Origin of the sequence: Flavobacterium sp. N1736 (genome assembly GCF_025947065.1) — a bacterium.
Classification (GTDB): Bacteria; Bacteroidota; Bacteroidia; order Flavobacteriales; family Flavobacteriaceae; genus Flavobacterium.
Genome location: NZ_CP109994.1, coordinates 4,961,352 through 4,980,486, shown reverse-complemented (window position 1 = coordinate 4,980,486; position 19,135 = coordinate 4,961,352). Strand labels below are relative to the sequence as shown.

The 19,135-nt window shown below is 32.4% G+C and carries 21 protein-coding genes; 7 read left to right on the top strand and 14 right to left on the bottom strand.

Translation table 11 applies throughout. From position 1 onward, the window contains the following. Positions 1-121 precede the first annotated feature (121 nt). The 4 genes from OLM54_RS21075 to OLM54_RS21060 all read right to left on the bottom strand — a co-directional run bounded on the left by OLM54_RS21075 (position 122) and on the right by OLM54_RS21060 (position 5,418). The gene (locus OLM54_RS21075) at positions 122-1,396 is read right to left on the bottom strand and encodes a DUF2851 family protein (RefSeq protein WP_264536493.1); all 1,275 of its coding nucleotides are present in this window, start codon (positions 1,394-1,396) and stop codon (positions 122-124) included. Between the two features lie 76 nt (positions 1,397-1,472). Further along, positions 1,473-1,955 carry a 3'-5' exonuclease gene (locus OLM54_RS21070; RefSeq protein WP_264536492.1) on the bottom strand — a complete coding sequence of 161 codons (483 nt, stop codon included), beginning with the start codon at positions 1,953-1,955 and terminating at the stop codon, positions 1,473-1,475. An 85-nt stretch (positions 1,956-2,040) separates the two neighbouring features. Beyond that, positions 2,041-3,402 carry a pyridoxal-phosphate dependent enzyme gene (locus tag OLM54_RS21065; protein WP_264536491.1) on the bottom strand — a complete coding sequence of 454 codons (1,362 nt, stop codon included), beginning with the start codon at positions 3,400-3,402 and terminating at the stop codon, positions 2,041-2,043. A gap of 48 nt (positions 3,403-3,450) precedes the next feature. Then, on the bottom strand, positions 3,451-5,418 hold the full coding sequence (locus tag OLM54_RS21060) for a putative porin (protein ID WP_413614458.1): 1,968 nt from the start codon (positions 5,416-5,418) through the stop codon (positions 3,451-3,453). Positions 5,419-5,587: 169 nt separating this feature from the next. Here OLM54_RS21060 and OLM54_RS21055 point away from each other — a divergent pair, with 169 nt between their 5' ends. Further along, positions 5,588-6,247, top strand: a complete 660-nt coding sequence (locus OLM54_RS21055; RefSeq protein WP_264536489.1) for a ribonuclease HII — start codon at positions 5,588-5,590, stop codon at positions 6,245-6,247. On the opposite strand, the gene OLM54_RS21050 is transcribed toward OLM54_RS21055, so the two are convergent. From OLM54_RS21050 to OLM54_RS21030, 5 genes are all read right to left on the bottom strand, one after another. Beyond that, positions 6,244-6,840 carry an NAD(P)H-dependent oxidoreductase gene (locus tag OLM54_RS21050; protein WP_264536488.1) on the bottom strand — a complete coding sequence of 199 codons (597 nt, stop codon included), beginning with the start codon at positions 6,838-6,840 and terminating at the stop codon, positions 6,244-6,246. The genes OLM54_RS21055 and OLM54_RS21050 overlap by 4 nt on opposite strands. Positions 6,841-6,921: 81 nt before the next feature. Then, complete coding sequence (locus OLM54_RS21045; protein ID WP_264536487.1) at positions 6,922-7,749, bottom strand: helix-turn-helix domain-containing protein; 828 nt, start codon at positions 7,747-7,749, stop codon at positions 6,922-6,924. Between the two features lie 12 nt (positions 7,750-7,761). Beyond that, the gene (lipB, locus tag OLM54_RS21040; RefSeq protein WP_264536486.1) at positions 7,762-8,463 is read right to left on the bottom strand and encodes a lipoyl(octanoyl) transferase LipB; all 702 of its coding nucleotides are present in this window, start codon (positions 8,461-8,463) and stop codon (positions 7,762-7,764) included. 5 nt (positions 8,464-8,468) lie between these two features. Next, positions 8,469-9,224, bottom strand: coding sequence for a hypothetical protein (locus OLM54_RS21035; protein WP_264536485.1), 756 nt, complete (start codon positions 9,222-9,224; stop codon positions 8,469-8,471). A gap of 65 nt (positions 9,225-9,289) precedes the next feature. Continuing rightward, the gene (locus OLM54_RS21030) at positions 9,290-10,015 is read right to left on the bottom strand and encodes a hypothetical protein (protein WP_264536484.1); all 726 of its coding nucleotides are present in this window, start codon (positions 10,013-10,015) and stop codon (positions 9,290-9,292) included. A 270-nt stretch (positions 10,016-10,285) separates the two neighbouring features. Here OLM54_RS21030 and lysS point away from each other — a divergent pair, with 270 nt between their 5' ends. The 3 genes from lysS (at position 10,286) to OLM54_RS21015 (ending at position 12,609) form a co-directional block, all read left to right on the top strand. Next, entirely contained in the window at positions 10,286-11,989 is a 1,704-nt protein-coding gene (lysS, locus tag OLM54_RS21025; protein WP_264536483.1) for a lysine--tRNA ligase, read from the top strand. 99 nt (positions 11,990-12,088) lie between these two features. After that, a complete protein-coding gene (locus OLM54_RS21020; protein WP_264536482.1) occupies positions 12,089-12,322 on the top strand; it encodes a hypothetical protein in 234 nt (77 codons plus the stop codon). Further along, the gene (locus OLM54_RS21015; RefSeq protein ID WP_264536481.1) at positions 12,307-12,609 is read left to right on the top strand and encodes a type II toxin-antitoxin system RelE/ParE family toxin; all 303 of its coding nucleotides are present in this window, start codon (positions 12,307-12,309) and stop codon (positions 12,607-12,609) included. Before OLM54_RS21020 ends, OLM54_RS21015 begins: the two co-directional genes overlap by 16 nt. Positions 12,610-12,673: 64 nt before the next feature. Here the strand turns inward: OLM54_RS21015 and OLM54_RS21010 are convergent, their stop codons facing one another. Further along, positions 12,674-13,699 carry a 2-hydroxyacid dehydrogenase gene (locus tag OLM54_RS21010; protein WP_264536480.1) on the bottom strand — a complete coding sequence of 342 codons (1,026 nt, stop codon included), beginning with the start codon at positions 13,697-13,699 and terminating at the stop codon, positions 12,674-12,676. A gap of 186 nt (positions 13,700-13,885) precedes the next feature. On the opposite strand from OLM54_RS21010, the gene OLM54_RS21005 reads away from it, so the two are divergent. Then, positions 13,886-14,332: a hypothetical protein gene (locus OLM54_RS21005; RefSeq protein ID WP_264536479.1), complete on the top strand. Its 447-nt coding sequence runs from the start codon at positions 13,886-13,888 to the stop codon at positions 14,330-14,332. Positions 14,333-14,495: 163 nt separating this feature from the next. Then, on the top strand, positions 14,496-15,236 hold the full coding sequence (locus OLM54_RS21000) for a hypothetical protein (RefSeq protein ID WP_264536478.1): 741 nt from the start codon (positions 14,496-14,498) through the stop codon (positions 15,234-15,236). Positions 15,237-15,280: 44 nt separating this feature from the next. Here the strand turns inward: OLM54_RS21000 and hemL are convergent, their stop codons facing one another. The 4 genes from hemL to OLM54_RS20980 all read right to left on the bottom strand — a co-directional run bounded on the left by hemL (position 15,281) and on the right by OLM54_RS20980 (position 18,796). Beyond that, positions 15,281-16,567, bottom strand: a complete 1,287-nt coding sequence (gene hemL, locus OLM54_RS20995; protein ID WP_264536477.1) for a glutamate-1-semialdehyde 2,1-aminomutase — start codon at positions 16,565-16,567, stop codon at positions 15,281-15,283. A gap of 102 nt (positions 16,568-16,669) precedes the next feature. Next, a complete protein-coding gene (locus OLM54_RS20990; protein WP_264536476.1) occupies positions 16,670-17,563 on the bottom strand; it encodes a glucosaminidase domain-containing protein in 894 nt (297 codons plus the stop codon). Continuing rightward, a complete protein-coding gene (locus tag OLM54_RS20985) occupies positions 17,556-18,452 on the bottom strand; it encodes a 1-aminocyclopropane-1-carboxylate deaminase/D-cysteine desulfhydrase (RefSeq protein WP_264536475.1) in 897 nt (298 codons plus the stop codon). The genes OLM54_RS20990 and OLM54_RS20985 overlap by 8 nt, the downstream gene beginning before the upstream one ends. 8 nt (positions 18,453-18,460) lie before the next feature. After that, positions 18,461-18,796 carry a hypothetical protein gene (locus OLM54_RS20980; RefSeq protein ID WP_264536474.1) on the bottom strand — a complete coding sequence of 112 codons (336 nt, stop codon included), beginning with the start codon at positions 18,794-18,796 and terminating at the stop codon, positions 18,461-18,463. Positions 18,797-18,910: 114 nt separating this feature from the next. Here OLM54_RS20980 and OLM54_RS20975 point away from each other — a divergent pair, with 114 nt between their 5' ends. Continuing rightward, on the top strand, positions 18,911-19,096 hold the full coding sequence (locus tag OLM54_RS20975) for a DUF5522 domain-containing protein (RefSeq protein WP_264536473.1): 186 nt from the start codon (positions 18,911-18,913) through the stop codon (positions 19,094-19,096). The last annotated feature ends 39 nt before the right edge of the window (positions 19,097-19,135 follow it).

Here is a 19,135-nt window from a genome sequence, read left to right as displayed (position 1 = left end):
TTTAGATTTTAGATTTTAGATTTTATCCTTCGACTTCGCTCAGGATAATAATTATTACAACTTCACTCAGATAATAACCCCAAAAGTACAAAATTATCTAATTGCCCCATTTTCTAATTATCTAATTATCATTCCTCAGTAATTCCATTCCTACTGCGCATTTCAAACACGCTTTTTGATTGCAATATTCATTTTTAAGCTGTAATAAAGATTGCGTGTCAAAAGCATTTTTTGAAAAAACATTCAAGGAATTAAATTTATCTATAATAGAATTCTTCTCGGGAGAAACCCCATTTAATAATACAATTAAATCTTCTGAAATTGATTCTCCCATAATACCTGAATAAGCAAACTGAATAGGAATAATTGTATTTATAATCAGTAAATCAATAAAGGATTTTGATAACGGTTTTGATTTCTTCGGACTTTCTTTATCAAACTGATAATGGTTTTGCCAATATAAACTGGCCGAAACATCCAGCAGTTTATAAATATTTTCAACAGATTTTGCCTCAATAATTTTAGAAAACAGATTTTGATGTTTGTTATATAAACTTGCTAATTGCGAAAGTCTTATTGTTGGAAAATTATCCGGACGGTGCTTAAAAAACGCAACAGGATCTGTATAAACTTTATCTATTTGGTATTTATGCAAGAGATAAAAATATCTGATTTTCAAATCTTTAAAATAAACATCTTCCTTCTCAAAATCTAATAAACCTGACATGCCTAAAAGCAATGCTTCAAGATTTTCGGCTTCAAAGCTTTCTTTTCGAATAATTGTAAATGGAATTGATTTGGCAATTTGCAAAAATGAATTTCCGTTGGTATTTAAACCGAAATTCTTAGCAAAGAGACAAAACAAAACGGCTTCCCAATCCTGATTTGTTTCTTCCAGTAAATCGTATATAAATTTTGATTTGCGTTCTAATCGCTCAAAGAATAATCTTTCCTGCCAATTTTTAAAAACAAAATCATCAATTCCGGCAATTTGCTTCTCGCAAAATATCCATGATTTAGGGTTTAATAATGCATTGTAATTGTTTATTATTTCTTTAGAAACATAATCTTTTAAAACTAAAACAGGAATTTCGGTATTATTTTTTCTGAAGATTTCGATGTCATGCTCCCAAACGATATGCAAAATAACATTTTCATAAGCACTATCTTTTTCGTGACCATGCACGTACCAATCTGAAGATTTTAAATGAATTTCAATATTGCCCGCCCATTTTTGATTTCCAATTTTAATCTGAGCATTAAAAAAATCAGGACCTGAAAGTTCTAAATAATCTCCGGATTTTATAATCGTAATTTGCTCGTTGCGGGTAGTTCTCAAATTCAATGTATCAAACTTTTTGAATTTCCAGAGATAATGAAGAAAATCTTCTTTCATTTTATGGGCTTATATAAAATTTATAAAAGCCTAAAATTAGATAAAATAATATTAATCCTACAAATTAATATTTTAATTATCGCAGCATATACAATTTAGCACATGCGCGCGCATCAGATAAAGCTTCGTGGTGGTTTAACTGAATCTTCATTTCGCGACAGCAATCACTCAGCTTTGTAGGTTTTAAACCTTTTGCTTTATAAATTTTAACCGTGCATTCCCATTTCAAAGCAATATTTAAATCTTCATATCGCAACCCATAAAGAGCCATTGATTTCATTAAAACATTACGGTCAAAGCTTTCATTATGAGCCACTACAACTCTATTTCTCAAACGTCTTTCGATTTCAGGATATACTTGCGTAAATGATTTTGCGTTTACAGTATCACGAGGATAAATACCATGAACCTGAATCGTATATGGATTATATTGATTATTAGGCGGTTTAATTAAAGTAACAAACTCATCCGTAATTATTCCATTTTCGACAGTAACAATTCCAACAGAGCAAGGATGATATCCGGTTGCAGTTTCAAAATCTATGGCGGTAAAATTCATTATTAAATATATTAAGCTAAAAAAATCCATAAATCTAATTGGCTTAAAACTAGATTTATGGATTTATAACGGTATTAAAATTATCTTATTTTATCGATCCAATAATATCATATTTTGTAATAATATGATGTTTTCCATTTCCAAGTTCTACCAAAACAGCGTCATTTTCTTTGGTAAACAACTTAGAAACTTCTTCGATTGTAGTTCCTAATTTTACAATCGGGAAAGGTTTGCCCATTACTTCTTTAATTGGTTTTTCGGCAACATTTTTATCGGCAACATAACTTCTAAACAAATCTGTTTCATCAACAGAACCAACAAATCCGTTAATATCTACCACCGGAATTTGCGAGATTTTATATTTACGCATACGTTCAATCGCATGCGAAACCAATTCTTCTGTACGAACAACAATTAATTCTTTATCAATATGATCTTTAATAACATCTTCGGCCTTGGTAATGTTTTCTTCTAAAAAACCACGTTCACGCATCCAGTCGTCATTAAACATTTTACCCACATAACGGCTTCCTGAATCGTGAAAAAGCACTACAACAACATCTTCAGGCTTGAAATGTTCTTTTAACTGTAATAATCCTTTAATACAGGCACCGGCAGAATTTCCAACAAAAATAGCTTCTTCAAGAGCAATTTTTCTCGTATAAACCGCAGCATCTTTATCCGTAACTTTAGTAAATCCGTCAATTAAAGAAAAGTCAACATTTTTAGGCAAAATATCTTCTCCAATTCCTTCCGTGATATAAGAGTAAATTTCATTTTCATCAAAAATTCCGGTTTCATGATATTTTTTAAAAACAGAACCATAAGTATCAATTCCCCAAATTTTAATATTCGGGTTTTTCTCTTTCAAATATTTTCCAACTCCCGAAATTGTTCCTCCCGTTCCTACTCCAACAACAAAATGAGTAATTTTTCCATCCGTTTGTCTCCAGATTTCAGGTCCCGTTTGCTCATAATGTGCCAATGAGTTCGACATATTATCATATTGGTTAACATACCATGAATTTGGTGTTTCCTCTGCCAAACGTTTTGAAACCGAATAGTAAGAACGTGGATCTGTTGGTTCAACATCTGTTGGACAAACTACTACTTTGGCACCAACGGCACGCAAAATATCCATTTTCTCTTTAGATTGTTTGTCTGATATTACACAAATTAATTTATATCCTTTTATGATCGCTACAAGCGCCAATCCCATTCCGGTATTACCCGAAGTTCCTTCTATAATAGTTCCGCCCGGTTTTAAACGGCCATCAGCCTCAGCATCTTCAATCATTTTTACCGCCATTCTGTCTTTTACAGAATTTCCGGGATTAAAAGTTTCGACTTTTGCCAATACTAACGCATCGATTTCAGCAACAATTTTGTTGAGTTTTACTAATGGCGTATTACCAATTGTTTCTAAAATATTATTTGAAAAGTCCATTTTATATGAATTTAATTTATTTGGTTTAAGATAGTAAAGAACCTGATTTTATTGGAAGAAATTCCAAACTAAACCAAATCGGATGGCGAAATCACGATATGGATTATTAGGTGCCGAATAATAGTTGTTTCCAGAAAAAGAAGCATTAAAATGCTCTGCTCTGAAGTAAAATCTTGTCTGGCGAATTCTGAAATTTATATAATAATCAAAGTTAGCATATCCTCCAATTTTTTTATCATTCTGAACAAAAAATTCTCCAACAACAGGATTATAACCATTACCATAATATTCAGTAAAATAATTAAAAGTTAATCCCGTCTGCATAAACAATGCTTTCTTAAAAAAGTAACTTGAATAATAAAGCGTATTTCTGGTTACAAAATCCGGAACGTTTAAAACTAAATCAGACTGATCTACTTTTTGATATAAAAATGTATTATCAAATCCAAAAGGACCAAATTTAAACTCCTTATTGGCTTTAACAGACAAATAATTAATTACATTTCCATATTGTGCCGGGCTTACAATTTGAGTCTGAGCCGCAATTTGCGCATCTGTAGAAACATCATCAAAATACAAATGATCTTTTAAAACTGTATATTGAACCTCTGCATTTAACCAAGGTGTATATATATTTGCGCTAAGCGAATTAATTTTTTCGTTTTTAAAATCGTTCGACCAGTTATAATCCACAAAACTACTTTGATACAGATTATAATTATTATTTGGCAATTTATTGATATTTCGGTATCTAAAATCGAACTGTATTTTATCATTTAAATTGTAACGTAATTTCGCATCCAAATCAGAAAGTGATTGATTTGTAACTGATCTTGAATATAAAAATCGGCCTTTCCATTTATTCTTCTGATATTCATATTGACCTCCAACATTATTAAACTGAAGATATAAATTATCCGGAACCATAGTGCCGTCTTTTTTAAAGATGATTCTGTTATAATCGTAATTTGATCGGTAATCATCTATAAAAAAGTTGAACTTTCCTAAAAGTGAATTTTCGTAAGCAAGACCTACTTTATTATATAATTTTTCAAAACGCGTCTGATCATTTATACCATTCGCCACATAAGATTCACCAAATCTTTCTACCGCAACACCATCAACCGTAGAAACAACTGTTGGCTGGTTGTATTCGAAAAATTTATGTTCGTAATTAAACTCATGTGTTACATATAAATTATTATTTCCTTCCGTTGGATTTACCCTAAAAGCGTGATCGAAAAACAGTCGCGTTCCTTTTAAAAATGATTTTGCATCTGTTAAATAAACCTGCAGTCTCTGACGGTTTTTAAAATCCGGATCTCCACTTTCAAAATCTTCAGGCGTTGTTATACCGCCATTTTCTTCATTTGAAATATCCTGAGAAGTAAAATGAGCGTTTAAAATATATCTTTTATCTGTTGTAAAATAACTTGTTGTAAAACGAAAATTTCCCGTACTTACCAATTGATTTATATAATTCCCTTCAGAACGTAAACCTCTGTATGCAATAGAAAAATTAAGGTTTTTTGACGTATTCAGCGTAATAAAAGAATCTACGTTTTGACCTTTATTTATAGTTGTATTAAAAAATAACTCTGTAAAAGGAGTCGCTGCCGAGTAATATCTAATATCATAAGCTTCAAGATAACTAAAATGTTTACCCTTAAAGCCAATTTCCGGATAAGGCGAAAAATCAGTTAAACTATATTGCAAAGTATTATACGTTTGTCCAATATTAGGGAAGTCCAAAAGTCCGAAATTGTCCTTACGAAGATAATTTTGTCTATAAGCACTTTTTAGCGTTAAAGAAGTATCTGCATAAGTTGTATCGTGCTCTAAAGTATAAATTTGATACTGTTCGATTTTCGCTATTTTCGCTTCTTTCTTTTTCAATGTATCAGTAATACTTGAATATTTTGTATTCATATCTAAATTGCTTTTAGACCCTTTTTTTTCTTGAGAAAACAATAAAGTAGGTACGACTAATAGATATAGAAAAAAGAATATTCTCATTTGATAGCTTTATATATAATTATTTTGGCAAAATTTGTCAGGCAAAGGTAAAAGATAAAAACGTATAAATAAAAAAACACTTCAATTTATACCACTCCTTTGACAAATAGTTAAAGAACGAATATTTTTAAAGAAAATTTTATAATATTGCCTTTTAAATTTTAAAAAAATGCTTGAAAAAAATTTCTCCGGATTTGTTTTTGAAACTGGTACTGATGAAGCTGGCCGAGGTTGTCTGGCAGGACCGGTTACAGCTGCCGCAGTAATTTTACCAGCCCATTTTGAGCACGAAATTTTAAACGACAGTAAACAATTATCTGAAAAAACAAGAGCATTTTTAAAACCAATAATCGAAGAACATGCGATTTGTTTTGCAGTTACACATTTGCTTCCTGATGAAATTGATGAAATAAATATACTCAATGCTTCTATGAAAGGAATGCAGGAATGTATTTTGAAATTAAATCAGGTTCCTGAATTTATTATTGTGGATGGAAACCGTGCTCTGAATGCCAAATTAGGCTTAAAAAACAGTTTTGGAAAACAGTTTTCTTCAACAGAAATTGAATTATTAAAATCAATTCCAAACCAAAGCATTATAAAGGGCGATTCTAAATTTTTGAGTATTGCCGCAGCTTCTATATTAGCCAAAACGTATCGCGATGAATATATGGATAAACTCCATGAAGAATTTCCGATGTATAACTGGAAACAAAATAAAGGATATCCAACCAAAGAACACCGCGATGCCATTCGAAGATTTGGCACAACAAAATACCACCGAATGAGTTTTAGACTTTTGCCGGAACAATTAGAATTGGAATTTTAAATTTTCTCCTCTATTTGATTTTCTTTTAAAATCGCAATTAATTGATTCTCCCATTCCGCAATATTTTCAGAAGAAGCGCGATCTGCCTTATCAAAATAAAAATGGTGTTTGATTTCCAGTCCGCAATAATTAAAAATTCCCTTATCAGATGTTAATGCAAGTGCTTTATCCATTCCGGTTGCTTCATATTCTGCATTAGATTTTCCGTGTGAATTGACAATAATTGTTTGTTTCCCTGTTAAAAGCCCTTTTTGAATTCCCTGATCGTATCGATAAGCAAATCCGTAGCTAAAAACGCGATCGATAAAACCCTTCATTATTGCCGGCATACCAGTCCACCAAATCGGATAAACAAAAATAATCTGCTCTGCCCACGCAATAAAATCCTGTTCTGTTTTTACATCATTGGCAACCTGCCCCGTTCTTTGACCATTCATATCGTTTAAAGAAAGAACCGGATTAAAATTGATTTCATTTAAATCACGAACTATAACCTCATGTCCCGATTCTTGAAGGTTTTCGACAATAGTTTGTTTAAAAAAATGATTTAAACTACCAGAATTCGGATGCGTATAAATAACTAAATTTTTCATGTTTTCTGTTTTTTAAGATTGAACATGACAAATGTAGAACGCTATTATAATTAAGAATTGTAAGAAAACGAAAAGAGAATTTCAATCTGCTTTTGAGCTGCAGATATCACTTTGAAACTTGAGGAATTTTGTTGGTGAAATATTCATATAATATTTAAAATCATGAATCAACTGGCTTTGATCATAATACCCGCATTGATCAACTATAGAAAGCCAGTCTGTTTTTAAATCATTCAAAATGTTTTCCTCAATTTGTTCAACAGCTTTTAAAAAACGTTCATACCGATTTAACTCTTTTATAGTATATCCAAAAAACTTTTTTTGATTAAGCTGAATATTACGTTCCGTTTGGTTCATTTTTGAGGCAATTACTTTTATTGGATTTAAAGCTTCTTCTTTAAAATCTGCCAGGAAAGTTGTTATTGCATTTTGCTCTCTTAAATAAGGCTTACAAAACTCTAATATATAATCGACACGCTTTTGATTATCAACGATATTTTTTAATTCTTCCCATAATGTCGTAAAACAATTTTCAGGAATTAAAGCATTCGGATGAATGGGTAATGAATGCGTTAAAAGAGCATTTCCGAAGAATCTGTAAAAAGCATCTTCTTTAAAATTTGCTACTAATATTTCTGAATCTGGCTCTAAAGTATATTCGATTGCTTGTTTAATTGGACCCAAAACAATGCATTTATCCATTTCAAGAATGGTATTTTGTTGTGACTTAAAAAAGGCTTTTGCTCCAAAATTAAAAATAAGAATGGTTTGAAAACTGGGCAATAATGTTTTCGTTACAGGAAAATTGGATTTGTTTTCTCCGAAGTAAAAATGAGAGAAAACAGTAGAAAATGCCGAAGGAACAGCAATTTTGTAATTGTTATTTTCTTCGGCATTTTCCATATCCATTTATTTAAGAAGCTATTTTATAAATTCAGCTTCAAACAATTCAGTCAAATGTTTTACGATTTTGGCTTTTACTTCGTCTTCATCAACCTTTTCTACGCCAAGTTCAACTTGTAATGAAGTAACACCTTTTCCGCGAATTCCACACGGAATAATATTATCAAAATAACCTAAATCTACGTTTACATTCAATGCAAATCCGTGCATCGTTACCCAGCGTGAAGCACGAACACCAAGTGCACAAATTTTGCGCGCAAACGGAGTTCCGGCACCTAACCAAACTCCTGTTTCACCTTCGCTTCTGCCAGATTCCAATCCGTATTCTCCCAAAGTCAAAATAACTGATTCTTCCAGAAAACGTAAATATTTATGAATATCCGTAAAGAAATTCTCTAAATCCAGAATAGGATAACCTACAATTTGTCCCGGTCCGTGATACGTAATATCGCCGCCTCGATTAATTTTATAGAAAGTCGCTCCTTTTGCCTCAAGCTGCTTTTCGTTTAATAATAAATTTTCGAGATCGCCGCTTTTTCCTAAAGTATAAACATGCGGATGCTCAACGAAAAGTAGATAATTTGGTGTTGGAAGATCAAGTTCTTCCCTTCTGTTTTTGATTTTTAAATCGACTAGGTCTTTAAAAAGTTCTTCCTGATATTCCCAGGTCGATTTATAATCTCTACTTCCTAAATCTTGAAGTTGAATTTTTTTATTCATTTTTATTATTTTTCAAACTCTACATCAAAGTTGAGTTTGTCAGGATTCTCCATATAATCCGTGAAAGAGTATTGTAATGTAATTGATTTTCTATCATCGCTAAACAAAGCACTTGGGTTTGAAACCTTTTTTATGCGTTTAGGAAAATGATATTTTAAAACATAATTAGACGAGGCAAAAACCATCTTAGACATATCTGCTGCCGAATCTTTTGCTTTTTCTGTCAACTTTTGCTTATCTATTGTTGCTTTACGGGTAAATTTCTTTCCGTCATACGTATAACTTAACGTACTGTTATTAGTGCCTAAACCACCCGGTAAAGGATTCGAAGCATTAGATCCGCCTTCTAATTTTTGAAGCGTACTCATTGATTGCAAAATATCCTGTAATTCGTTGACATTTTTAAAATCCTTTCCAAAAGTCATTAGAAATTCTTTTTTCTCGCCATTCATTTTAATATTAACGACAAGATCTTCCAGTTTTTTAATCTCATTTTGTGCCTCAGGAGATAGTTTTGAAATACTGTCTTTTTTATCTGCTAACAATTGCTTGAAGGTAAAAGTTGAATCAATATTTCTTTTAGCGTCCGCTCCCATTTGGTTTCCAATTTGATCTCCAGCCATTTCCATTAAAGCTGAACCATCCATATCAACAGAAAATTTTCCCGTTCCGTTATCGTTTATATAAATATTTTCGGTAAAAGTGCAGCTTGTTAATGTTGCAAATAAAAAAGAAAAACTAAGTAGGTTATATAATTTCATCGTGGTTAATTTTTTATCAAATATACGAAGAGTATTTTTAATTGTTTAATCAGGATTTATTTATTCTATTCTAAAACCACTTCCAAATTCGTCATTTCCGGATTCTGCAAACAATCTGAAAGTTGAAATTCTAAGCGTAACGTTTTTTTATCAGAACCAATAATCGCTTTTTCATTTGAAACCGATTTTATTTTTCGTGGAAAATGATATTTCAACGTATACGTTTGTGTTAATTTTAAGGAAGCATATTTAGGGTCAGCATTCTTAAACTGCACTTTTGTTTTTTGAAGTTCGGCGGGATTTATAATTGAAACCAAACGTTTAAACACTTTTCCGTCAAAATCATACGCTATTTTGTAATAATGATTTTCAGCGGTTAAAGCATAATTATATTTTATGTCATCCGCATAATTTTCTGTTTTATACAAATCCGGGATTTCTGAAACTTTATTGAAATCAAGTGAAAAAATGGTTTTAAATTCTTTCTCAAAAGAATTTTCTTTAATGTGCACTTTTACATTCGAGTATTTCTGAAATAATTTTTGTTCTTCGGGTGTATACTTCATAAATGTCTCTTTATATTTCTCTATATATTCCTTAAAAACAAAGGATGTATCCTTAAAAGCTTCTTCATGCAAATAACTTTCGCCTGCCAATTGCATATAACTATTTTCATCCCTAAGTTGAACAGTTTCAATGCTTCCGCTTCCGTCAGGATTGATTGTTATAGTTTCAGTAATTTGACAGCTTGAAAAGATAATGAGAAGTAAAAAGGTTTTTATGAATTTCATTCTTTTAGTTTTGAATTGCTAATATATGGAGGTTTTTATTTGATTCTACATTTTCTTTAAGTGCTGTCTTTGCAAGGAACGAAGCAATCTCACTTGCTGAATCCGCAAAGTGTATTTTTAATAGTGAGATTGCTTCGTTCCTCGCAAAGACAAAACACCCAACCAAAACTTCTTGAAAACATGAAAATTACCACTATAAAAAATCTAAAAACTGCGTTCTAAAATCTACATTCTTTTCTTTATCTTTGCACACTTAAAAAAGAGCACAAAATGGCATTATCAGAACAAGAAATCATCCGAAGAGAAAAACTTCAAAACTTACGCAACTTAGGAATCAATCCTTATCCGGCTAATCTTTTTCCTGTAAATCATACTTCTAAGCAAATTAAGGAGTCTTTTGAAGAAGGTAAGAAGGTGATCGTTGCAGGGCGTTTGATGAGTGTGAGAGATCAGGGAAAAGCTTGTTTTGCTGAATTGCAGGATAGCGAAGGACGTTTGCAATTGTACGTGAATCGCGATGTTTTGTGTGAAGGTGATGATAAAACATTATACAACACTGTATTTAAAAAATTAACTGATTTAGGTGACTTTATTGGTATTGAAGGTGAATTGTTTACGACAAAAGTGGGCGCGCAATGTATTCGTGTTGACGGATTTACCTTTTTAAGTAAAACATTACGTCCGCTTCCGCTTCCAAAAGTTGATGAAGACGGAAATGTACACGATGCTTTTAATGATCCTGAGTTACGTTACAGAATGCGTTATGTAGATTTAACAGTAAATCCGCAAGTAAAAGAAAACTTTATTAAACGTACGAAGTTGTATACTGCAATGCGTGGTTATTTTAACGATGCAGGATATCTTGAAGTTGAAACTCCGGTTTTACAGTCAATTCCTGGTGGAGCTGCGGCGCGTCCGTTTATTACGCATCATAACTCGCTTGACATTCCGCTATATATGCGTATTGCAAACGAATTGTATTTAAAAAGATTAATTGTTGGTGGTTTTGAAGGTGTTTATGAATTCTCGAAAAACTTTAGAAATGAAGGTATGGACAGAACACATAATCCTGAATTTACCGCAATGGAAATATATGTAGCCTACAAAGACTACAACTGGATGATGGAATTTGCAGAAGGTTTGCTTGAGCATTGTGCAATTGCAGTAAACGGTACCAGCGAAGTTACTTTTGGTGAACACCAAATTAACTTTAAAGCACCGTATGCTCGTGTAACCATGACAGATTCTATCAAACATTTTACTGGTTTTGATATTTCAGGTAAAACGGAAGAAGAATTGTTTGAAGCTGCCCGAGGAATGGGAATTGACGTTGATAAAACAATGGGGAAAGGAAAACTGATTGATGAAATTTTTGGCGCTAAATGCGAAGGAAATTATATTCAGCCAACTTTCATCACTGATTATCCAAAAGAAATGTCGCCTTTGTGTAAAGAACACCGCGATAATCCTGAACTTACTGAGCGTTTTGAATTAATGGTTTGTGGTAAAGAAATTGCAAATGCATATTCTGAATTAAACGACCCAATTGATCAGCGTGAGCGTTTTGAAGACCAAATGCGTTTGGCTGAAAAAGGTGATGACGAAGCAAACGGAGTTATCGATGAAGACTTTTTAAGAGCGCTTGAATACGGTATGCCGCCAACATCCGGAATGGGAATTGGTATGGATCGTTTGATTATGTATTTAACAAATAACGCATCAATTCAGGAAGTTTTATTGTTCCCGCAAATGCGTCCCGAGAAAAAACAAGCTCAAATTGAATTGTCTGACGAAGAGAAATTTATAGTAGATTTATTGAAAGGCAATGAAAATAAAATGGATCTTCAGCAATTAAAAATTACTGCTAATTTAAGCGGTAAAAAATGGGATGCTTCTATGAAAAATCTATCTAAACACGGTTTGACTAAAGTTGCTGTTGAAGGTGAGTTTAAATTTGTGGAATTGGTGGGATAATTTTTTATTCTTTATAATATTCAAACCCGACAGGTTTTAAAAACCTGTCGGGTTTTTTGTTTATATTTACATATGTTTGAAATTGAAAATAATTATATTATGAATACTCTGGAAATAAAATTAGAAATATTTGACAAGCTAAAAAATGTTGAAGATGTAAGTTTACTAGAGAAAATCCGAACTCTTCTAAAAAATGCAGAAACCTCTAAAGTTTATCAATTGGAGGAATATGAGATACAGATGTTGAAAGAAAGTGAAGAAGATATAAAATACGGTAGAGTTATCTCTCAAGATGATTTAGATAAAGAAGATTTAGAATGGCTATCAAAATAATCTGGACAAAAACTGCAGTTTTACAAAGAAGAAAAACACTAATATATTGGACTAAAAGAAATAAATCAGCCACTTATGCCAAAAAACTCGTTAATGAAATTACTCAGAGAGTTCAGTTTTTAGCTAATAATCCTGAAATTTACATTCGAACAAGTTTTCTTGACATTAGAACATCAACATTAGGACATTATAATATTTTTTACAAAACAACTTCTACAGAATTAATTATAATGGCGTTTTGGGATAATCGACAAAATCCTAAAATACTAGAGACAATTTTAAAATAATAAGTTAATTGTTCCAACAAAAAACCCGACAGGTTTTAAAAACCTGTCGGGTTTTTAATTTAATTTAAACCAACAACGCCGCTTTATTTTCAATATCATTTTTAGTTAATAAATCTTTTATATTATTAAAAGTGACCAAAGCAATCTGCGTTAAAGCTTCGTTAGTAAAAAACGCCTGATGCGCAGTAACCAAAACATTCGGAAAACTCATTAAACGCTGAATCGCATCATCCTGAATAATATCAGCTGAAAGATCTCTAAAGAATAACTTTTCTTCCTGCTCGTAAACATCGATTCCGAGATAGCCAATTTTACCTTCTTTTAAACCTTCAATAACGCATGCAGTTTCAATTAATCCGCCACGACTTGTGTTGATAATCATAACGTTGTCTTTCATTAAATCAATTGATTTTTTATTGATTATATGTTTCGTCTGATCATTTAACGGACAATGAAGTGAAATAATATCACTCGATTTAAAAATTTCTTCCAGCGACACAAATTTTACTCCGTCTTTTTCCATTTCCGGATTTGTCACAATATCATAAGCCAAAACTTTGCATCCAAAACCTAAAGCGATTTTAGCAAACGCTTTTCCAATATTTCCAGTTCCGATAATTCCGATTGTTTTTCCAAATAAATCAAAACCTAACAAACCGTTTAGTGAAAAATTTTGTTCGCGAACTCTGTTGTACGCTTTGTGTGTTTTTCGGTTTAAAGTTAAAATCATTGCCATTGCATGTTCTGCAACTGCTTGTGGAGAATAAGCGGGAACACGACAGACTTTTAAATTGTATCTTTTTGCAGCTTCTAAATCGACATTGTTAAAGCCCGCACAACGTAATGCAATAATTTTTACATTCTTTTCTGCCAATTGTTTAATTACTGCCTCATTGACAATATCGTTTACAAAGACGCAGACAATTGAAGCGTTTTCGATTAAAATAACCGTCTGCGGATTTAGCTGTGTTTCAAAAAAAGCCAATTCGAAACCAAAATCTTCATTGTATTTATTAAAAAAAGCTTTATCGTAAGGCTGTGTCGAAAAAAAAGCGATTTTGGAATTATCTGATTCAGTATTTAAACTCATACTTCTTTACTTAAATTCTTAACTTATTGATATTAAATATACTGAATTAATTCTCTAATGTTATACAGAATCAGGGATATTTATGAATTAACTTACAATTTGTTAAATATTTTATAATTCTGAATATTATATTAAACCTATTCAATTTGATAAAGTCTAATTGCTATAACCTTAAAAGAACAAATCATGAAAAAATTATTTATTGCAGCTTTGTTATTCGTTGGAGTAGCAAGCTTTGCACAAGATGGCGATATGGATCAAAAACCAGCTCGTGAACAAAGAGAGAGATTAACTCCGGAACAACGAAATGAAAAACAATTAAAAAAATTAACTTCGGAGTTGACTTTAGATGCAAAACAACAAGAACAGGTAAAACAATTACTTGCTGAAAGAAGTGCCAAAGCTGAAAAATTAAGAGACGCCAGAAAAGAGCAAAAAGAAAAAGGCACAAAATTAACTGCTGAGGAAAAAGAAGCTTTCAAAAAAGAAATGATGGCTGAAAAAGATGCAAATGATGCTAAAATGAAAGGAATTCTTACTGCTGACCAATATACAAAATGGAAAACCATTCAGGAGGAAAACAAGGACAAAATGAGAGATAAAGCTAAAGAATACCGAAAAGAAAACAATTAATATTTTATAGAAAAGAGGCCGTAAAAAGCCTCTTTTTTATTTCTACATATACATTATGCTTTCATTAATACTTTCTGTTAAATAAAAGATAAATCTGACAATCGCATTAAACTTAGCAAACTGTTTGAAGTCTAAATGGTATAATCTAAAAAAAAAACGAATTATGAAAAAATTATTTATTGCGGCTTTATTATTCGTTGGAATAGTAAGCTTTGCACAAGACATCAATCAGAAATCGGCACGTGATCAAAAAGAAAATTTAACTCCAGAACAACGTAACGAGAAACATTTACAAAAACTAACTTCTGAATTAAGTCTGGATAAGAAACAACAAGAACAGGTAAAGCAGCTTTTAGCAGAAAGAAGCGCCAAAGCGGAAAAGTTTAAAGCGGCAAGAAAAGACAATAAAACAAAACCTACTGACGCTGAACGAGAAGCTTTTAAAAGACAAATGGATGCTGAAAAAACAGCCAACGATGCTAAAATGAAAGCGATTTTAAATGCTGATCAATACACAAAATGGACTGCACTTAAAAAAGAACACAAAGGGCACAGAGATCATAATGGCAAAAGAGACGGAAAATCTTCACAAGAACGCGATCAGGCACATTTGCAAAAATTAACAACGGAGTTAAACTTAAATGCAGATCAGCAAAAACAAGTTGCTCAGCTTTTATCTGACAGAAGTACAAAAATGGAAATGCTTAAAAAGAGCCGAAAAGACTCTGACGTAAAACCAACTGATGCTGAAAGAAAAGCCATGAAAAAACAAATGGAAGAAGATCATAAAGCAACAGATGCTAAAATGGAATCTATTTTGAATGCTGATCAATATAAAAAATGGACAGCAATTCAAAAAGAACATAAAGACAAAATGAAAGATCACCGAAAAGATAAAATGTAATTGAGATCAAAAAAAAGAGGCTTTAAAAGCCTCTTTTTTGTTTATTAGAATGTCTTTGAAACTTTATCAATCGCATTTATCGTAAAGTCTAAATCTTCATACGTTAATGCATCAGTTATAAACCAGGTTTCGTATGCAGATGGTGCGATATAAACACCTTCGTTTAACAAACCATGAAAGAATTTTTTAAATGTTTCATTATCTCCTTTTGCAGCAGTTTGAAAATCTACAACCGGATTTGCATCAAAATGTACAGAAATCATCGAACCAACTCTATTGATCGTGAAAACTACATTATTTGCTTTTAAAACCCTGTCAATTCCTGCTTTTAAATACGCTGTTTTTTCCTCTAAACGAGTAAAAATAGCACGATCATTATCTAACGATTGCAACATCGCCAATCCTGCAGCCATCGCCAAAGGATTTCCAGATAATGTTCCAGCCTGATAAACCGGACCAAGCGGTGCTAAATAATTCATGATTTCTTCACGCGCAGCAAAAGCCCCAACCGGCAAACCGCCGCCAATTACTTTTCCAAAAGTTACAATATCAGCAGTGATGTTATATAATTCCTGAACGCCACCGCGAGCCAAACGAAAACCTGTCATTACCTCATCAAAGATTAGTAAAATTCCGTTTGCCGTACACAAATCACGTAAACCTTGCAAGAAACCTTTTTGAGGAGGAATACATCCCATATTTCCTGCAACTGGCTCAATAATAATTGCTGCGATTTCGTTTTTATTAGCCTCGATTAAAGTTTTTACATTCTCTAAATCATTGTATTTTGCCAACAAAGTATCTTTTGCAGTTCCCTCAGTAACGCCCGGACTATTTGGCGAACCAAAAGTTACAGCTCCGCTCCCTGCCTGAATCAAAAACGAATCAGAATGTCCGTGGTAGCAACCTGCAAATTTTATTATTTTATCTCTTTTTGTAAATCCGCGAGCCAGACGAATTGCACTCATACAAGCTTCTGTACCTGAATTTACAAATCTTATTTTGTCAATATTGGGAACCATAGAAACCGCTAAAGCAGCAATTTGAGTTTCCAGTTCTGTTGGCATTCCAAATGAAGTTCCCAGTTTTGCTTTTTCGATTACAGCATCAACAACAGGCTGATAAGCGTGACCTAAAACCATTGGTCCCCATGAGTTGATGTAATCTATTAATTTATTTCCGTCTTCATCATACAAATAAGCGCCTTTGGCACTTTTTACAAAAATAGGAGTTCCTCCAACCGCTTTAAAGGCTCTTACTGGCGAATTTACTCCTCCCGGAATTACTTTTTCTGCTTCAGCAAAAAGCTGACTACTTCTTTTATAGATCATTATGATTTTAGATTTTTGTCCCGAAGCCTCGGGATAGATTTTAGATTTAAATGACTGTGAACTGAGACTGAAAACTGTTATTGAGACTTGCAAACTAAAAAACTACCTCACTTTCAACTTTTGCCCAATCGAAAGAGCATTGTCTGAAAGGTCATTTTTTCGTTTTAAGTCATCAACCAATAAGTTGAACTTTTTTGAAATCGAATACAGCGTATCTCCTTGCTGTACCTCGTATAAATTAGGATCATTTGAATTTGCGTTTGACGAACTTTTAGTTGGAGTTGACGAACTTTTACCTGAAGTTGGTTTATCAAAAGGTTTATAGCTTTTTCCGGTAACCTGACAATCATATTGATGCAGATTATAACGTTCGATATAACTAATTAATTTATCCGGATAATTAGGATCTGTGGCATAACCTGCGGCTCTTAAACCTTTTGCCCACGCCTTATAATCATCTTTTTCGTAAGTAAACAAAGTTGCATATCTGTTTTTTCCAACTAAAAACAAGGCATGATCACGGTAAGATTCTGAAGCTTCTGTATATTTTCTGAAACATTCCTGAGCCGAATCATCATCATGACGAACACTTTCACCAAGCCAGTCTTTATGACATTTTATTCCGAAATGATTATTGGCTTCCATCGCTAAATCGCCTTTTCCCGCGCCTGATTCTAAAATTCCCTGCGCCAGAATAATACTTGCCGGAATGCCGTATTTCTGCATATTTCCCATTGCAATATCTTTATACTGCAATACATAATCTGTAATTACATTTCTGGTTACAACCGTTTTTGAAGTAGACTGAATAACTTCGGTTGTATTATTGGTCGTTGGATATTTAGCAATTGGTTTGGTATACGTTGGTTTTTTAGTAGAAGCTGTTCTTGTTTTTTGAATCGCCGCCGTCTTTTTGGTTGTGGCAATAGCCGGTTTGCTCGACGAACAACTTGCAAGAGTTGTGATTATGAAAAGTATTGTAATTTTTTTAAACATTGCTTTTGAGTGTTGGTAATTTTTTCTGCTTCAACTTTATATTCATTCCTTCAATCCCCTGTAATCCGCCTGTATGAATGAGTAAAATTTTTGAATGCGCAGGAAAATAATTTTTGTAGATTAAATCTATAACGCCAAAAAACATCTTTCCTGTATAAATTGGATCTAAAGGCACTTTATTTTCTTCAAAAAAAGCATTGATAAATTCAATTAATTCTAAATTTATCTTGCCATAACCTCCAAAATGATAGTCAGAAATTAAATTCCAGTTATCTTTTTTGGCAAAAATACGAATTTCATCCTTTAAAAAGTCACCTTTTAACGCCGGAAAGCCTAAAATTTTCTGATTTGGCAATGCACTATTTATTAAACCGGAAATTGTTCCTCCAGTTCCAACCGCGCAGCAAACATAATTAAAAACAGCATCTTCCGCTGTCAAAATCTCCTCGCAGCCTTTTACGGCAAGTTCATTTGTACCGCCTTCGGGAACCAAATAAAAATCACCAAACTTTTCTTTTAGTTTTTCCATAAACGAAATTTCATTTTTATTTCGATACTCTTCGCGCGAAATAAACTCAAAATTCATTCCGTTTTCCTGAGCAAATTTCAAGGTTGGGTTTTCATCAATTTTATCAAAAAGTTCATCACCGCGAATAATGCCAATTGTTTTAAAACCCTGCTCTTTTCCGGCATAAGCCACGGCCGCAATATGGTTCGAAAAAGCGCCGCCAAAAGTCAGTAAAGTAGTTTTGTTTTCGGCTTTCGCCTGAAGTAAATTGTATTTTAATTTCCTCAATTTATTCCCTGAGATAAACGGATGATTTAAGTCTTCTCGTTTAATTGTCAAAGAGATATCATTTGGAAAATTAATATGAATTTCTTGGTTCAAAATTGGTTTTATTTTAATGTGATGTAATTTAAAAACTGAAAGAAAGATCTCTTTTTCAAATATTCAAAATCAGTTTCATTTGCATAAGCTTCTCTTTCAAAGCTAATATTTCGATACGCTAAATCCTTGTTTTTGTATTGAATTAAACGCATTAAATACTCTAAAAAATACCAGATAAAAAAAGGCAGAACCAGCAATTCCTTTTGTTGTTTCAAATGAATTTTTTCATGATTCACAAAAGTTCCGTTCGTTTTATCCAAATCATATTTCATGAATACAAACGGAAATACAGCCATTCCTCTATATCCTTTCGGAATTAAATATTTAGCAACAATCAGAAACATTGGCTGTAAAATTTATAAATTTGTAGCTGTAAAATTGTTTGATTCCATTAAAATCATAATAAATTATTTATTTTTGATTTTTGGGAAAATAAAACAAGAACCCAAAGCAGATTTATGAAAGAGCAAAGTAATGAAAATAAATTAATCGAAGGTGAAGATTTTTATTATACACCAGAAGGTTACAAATGCTTTACTGAAAAACACCATTTAAAACGTGGATATTGCTGTAAAAGTGGTTGCCGTCATTGTCCGTATGGATTTGATAAACGAACCGGGGAAATAAAGAAGAAAGCTAATTAGAGAATGTGCCAATTTGATAATGAGATAATTCTTTTCAAA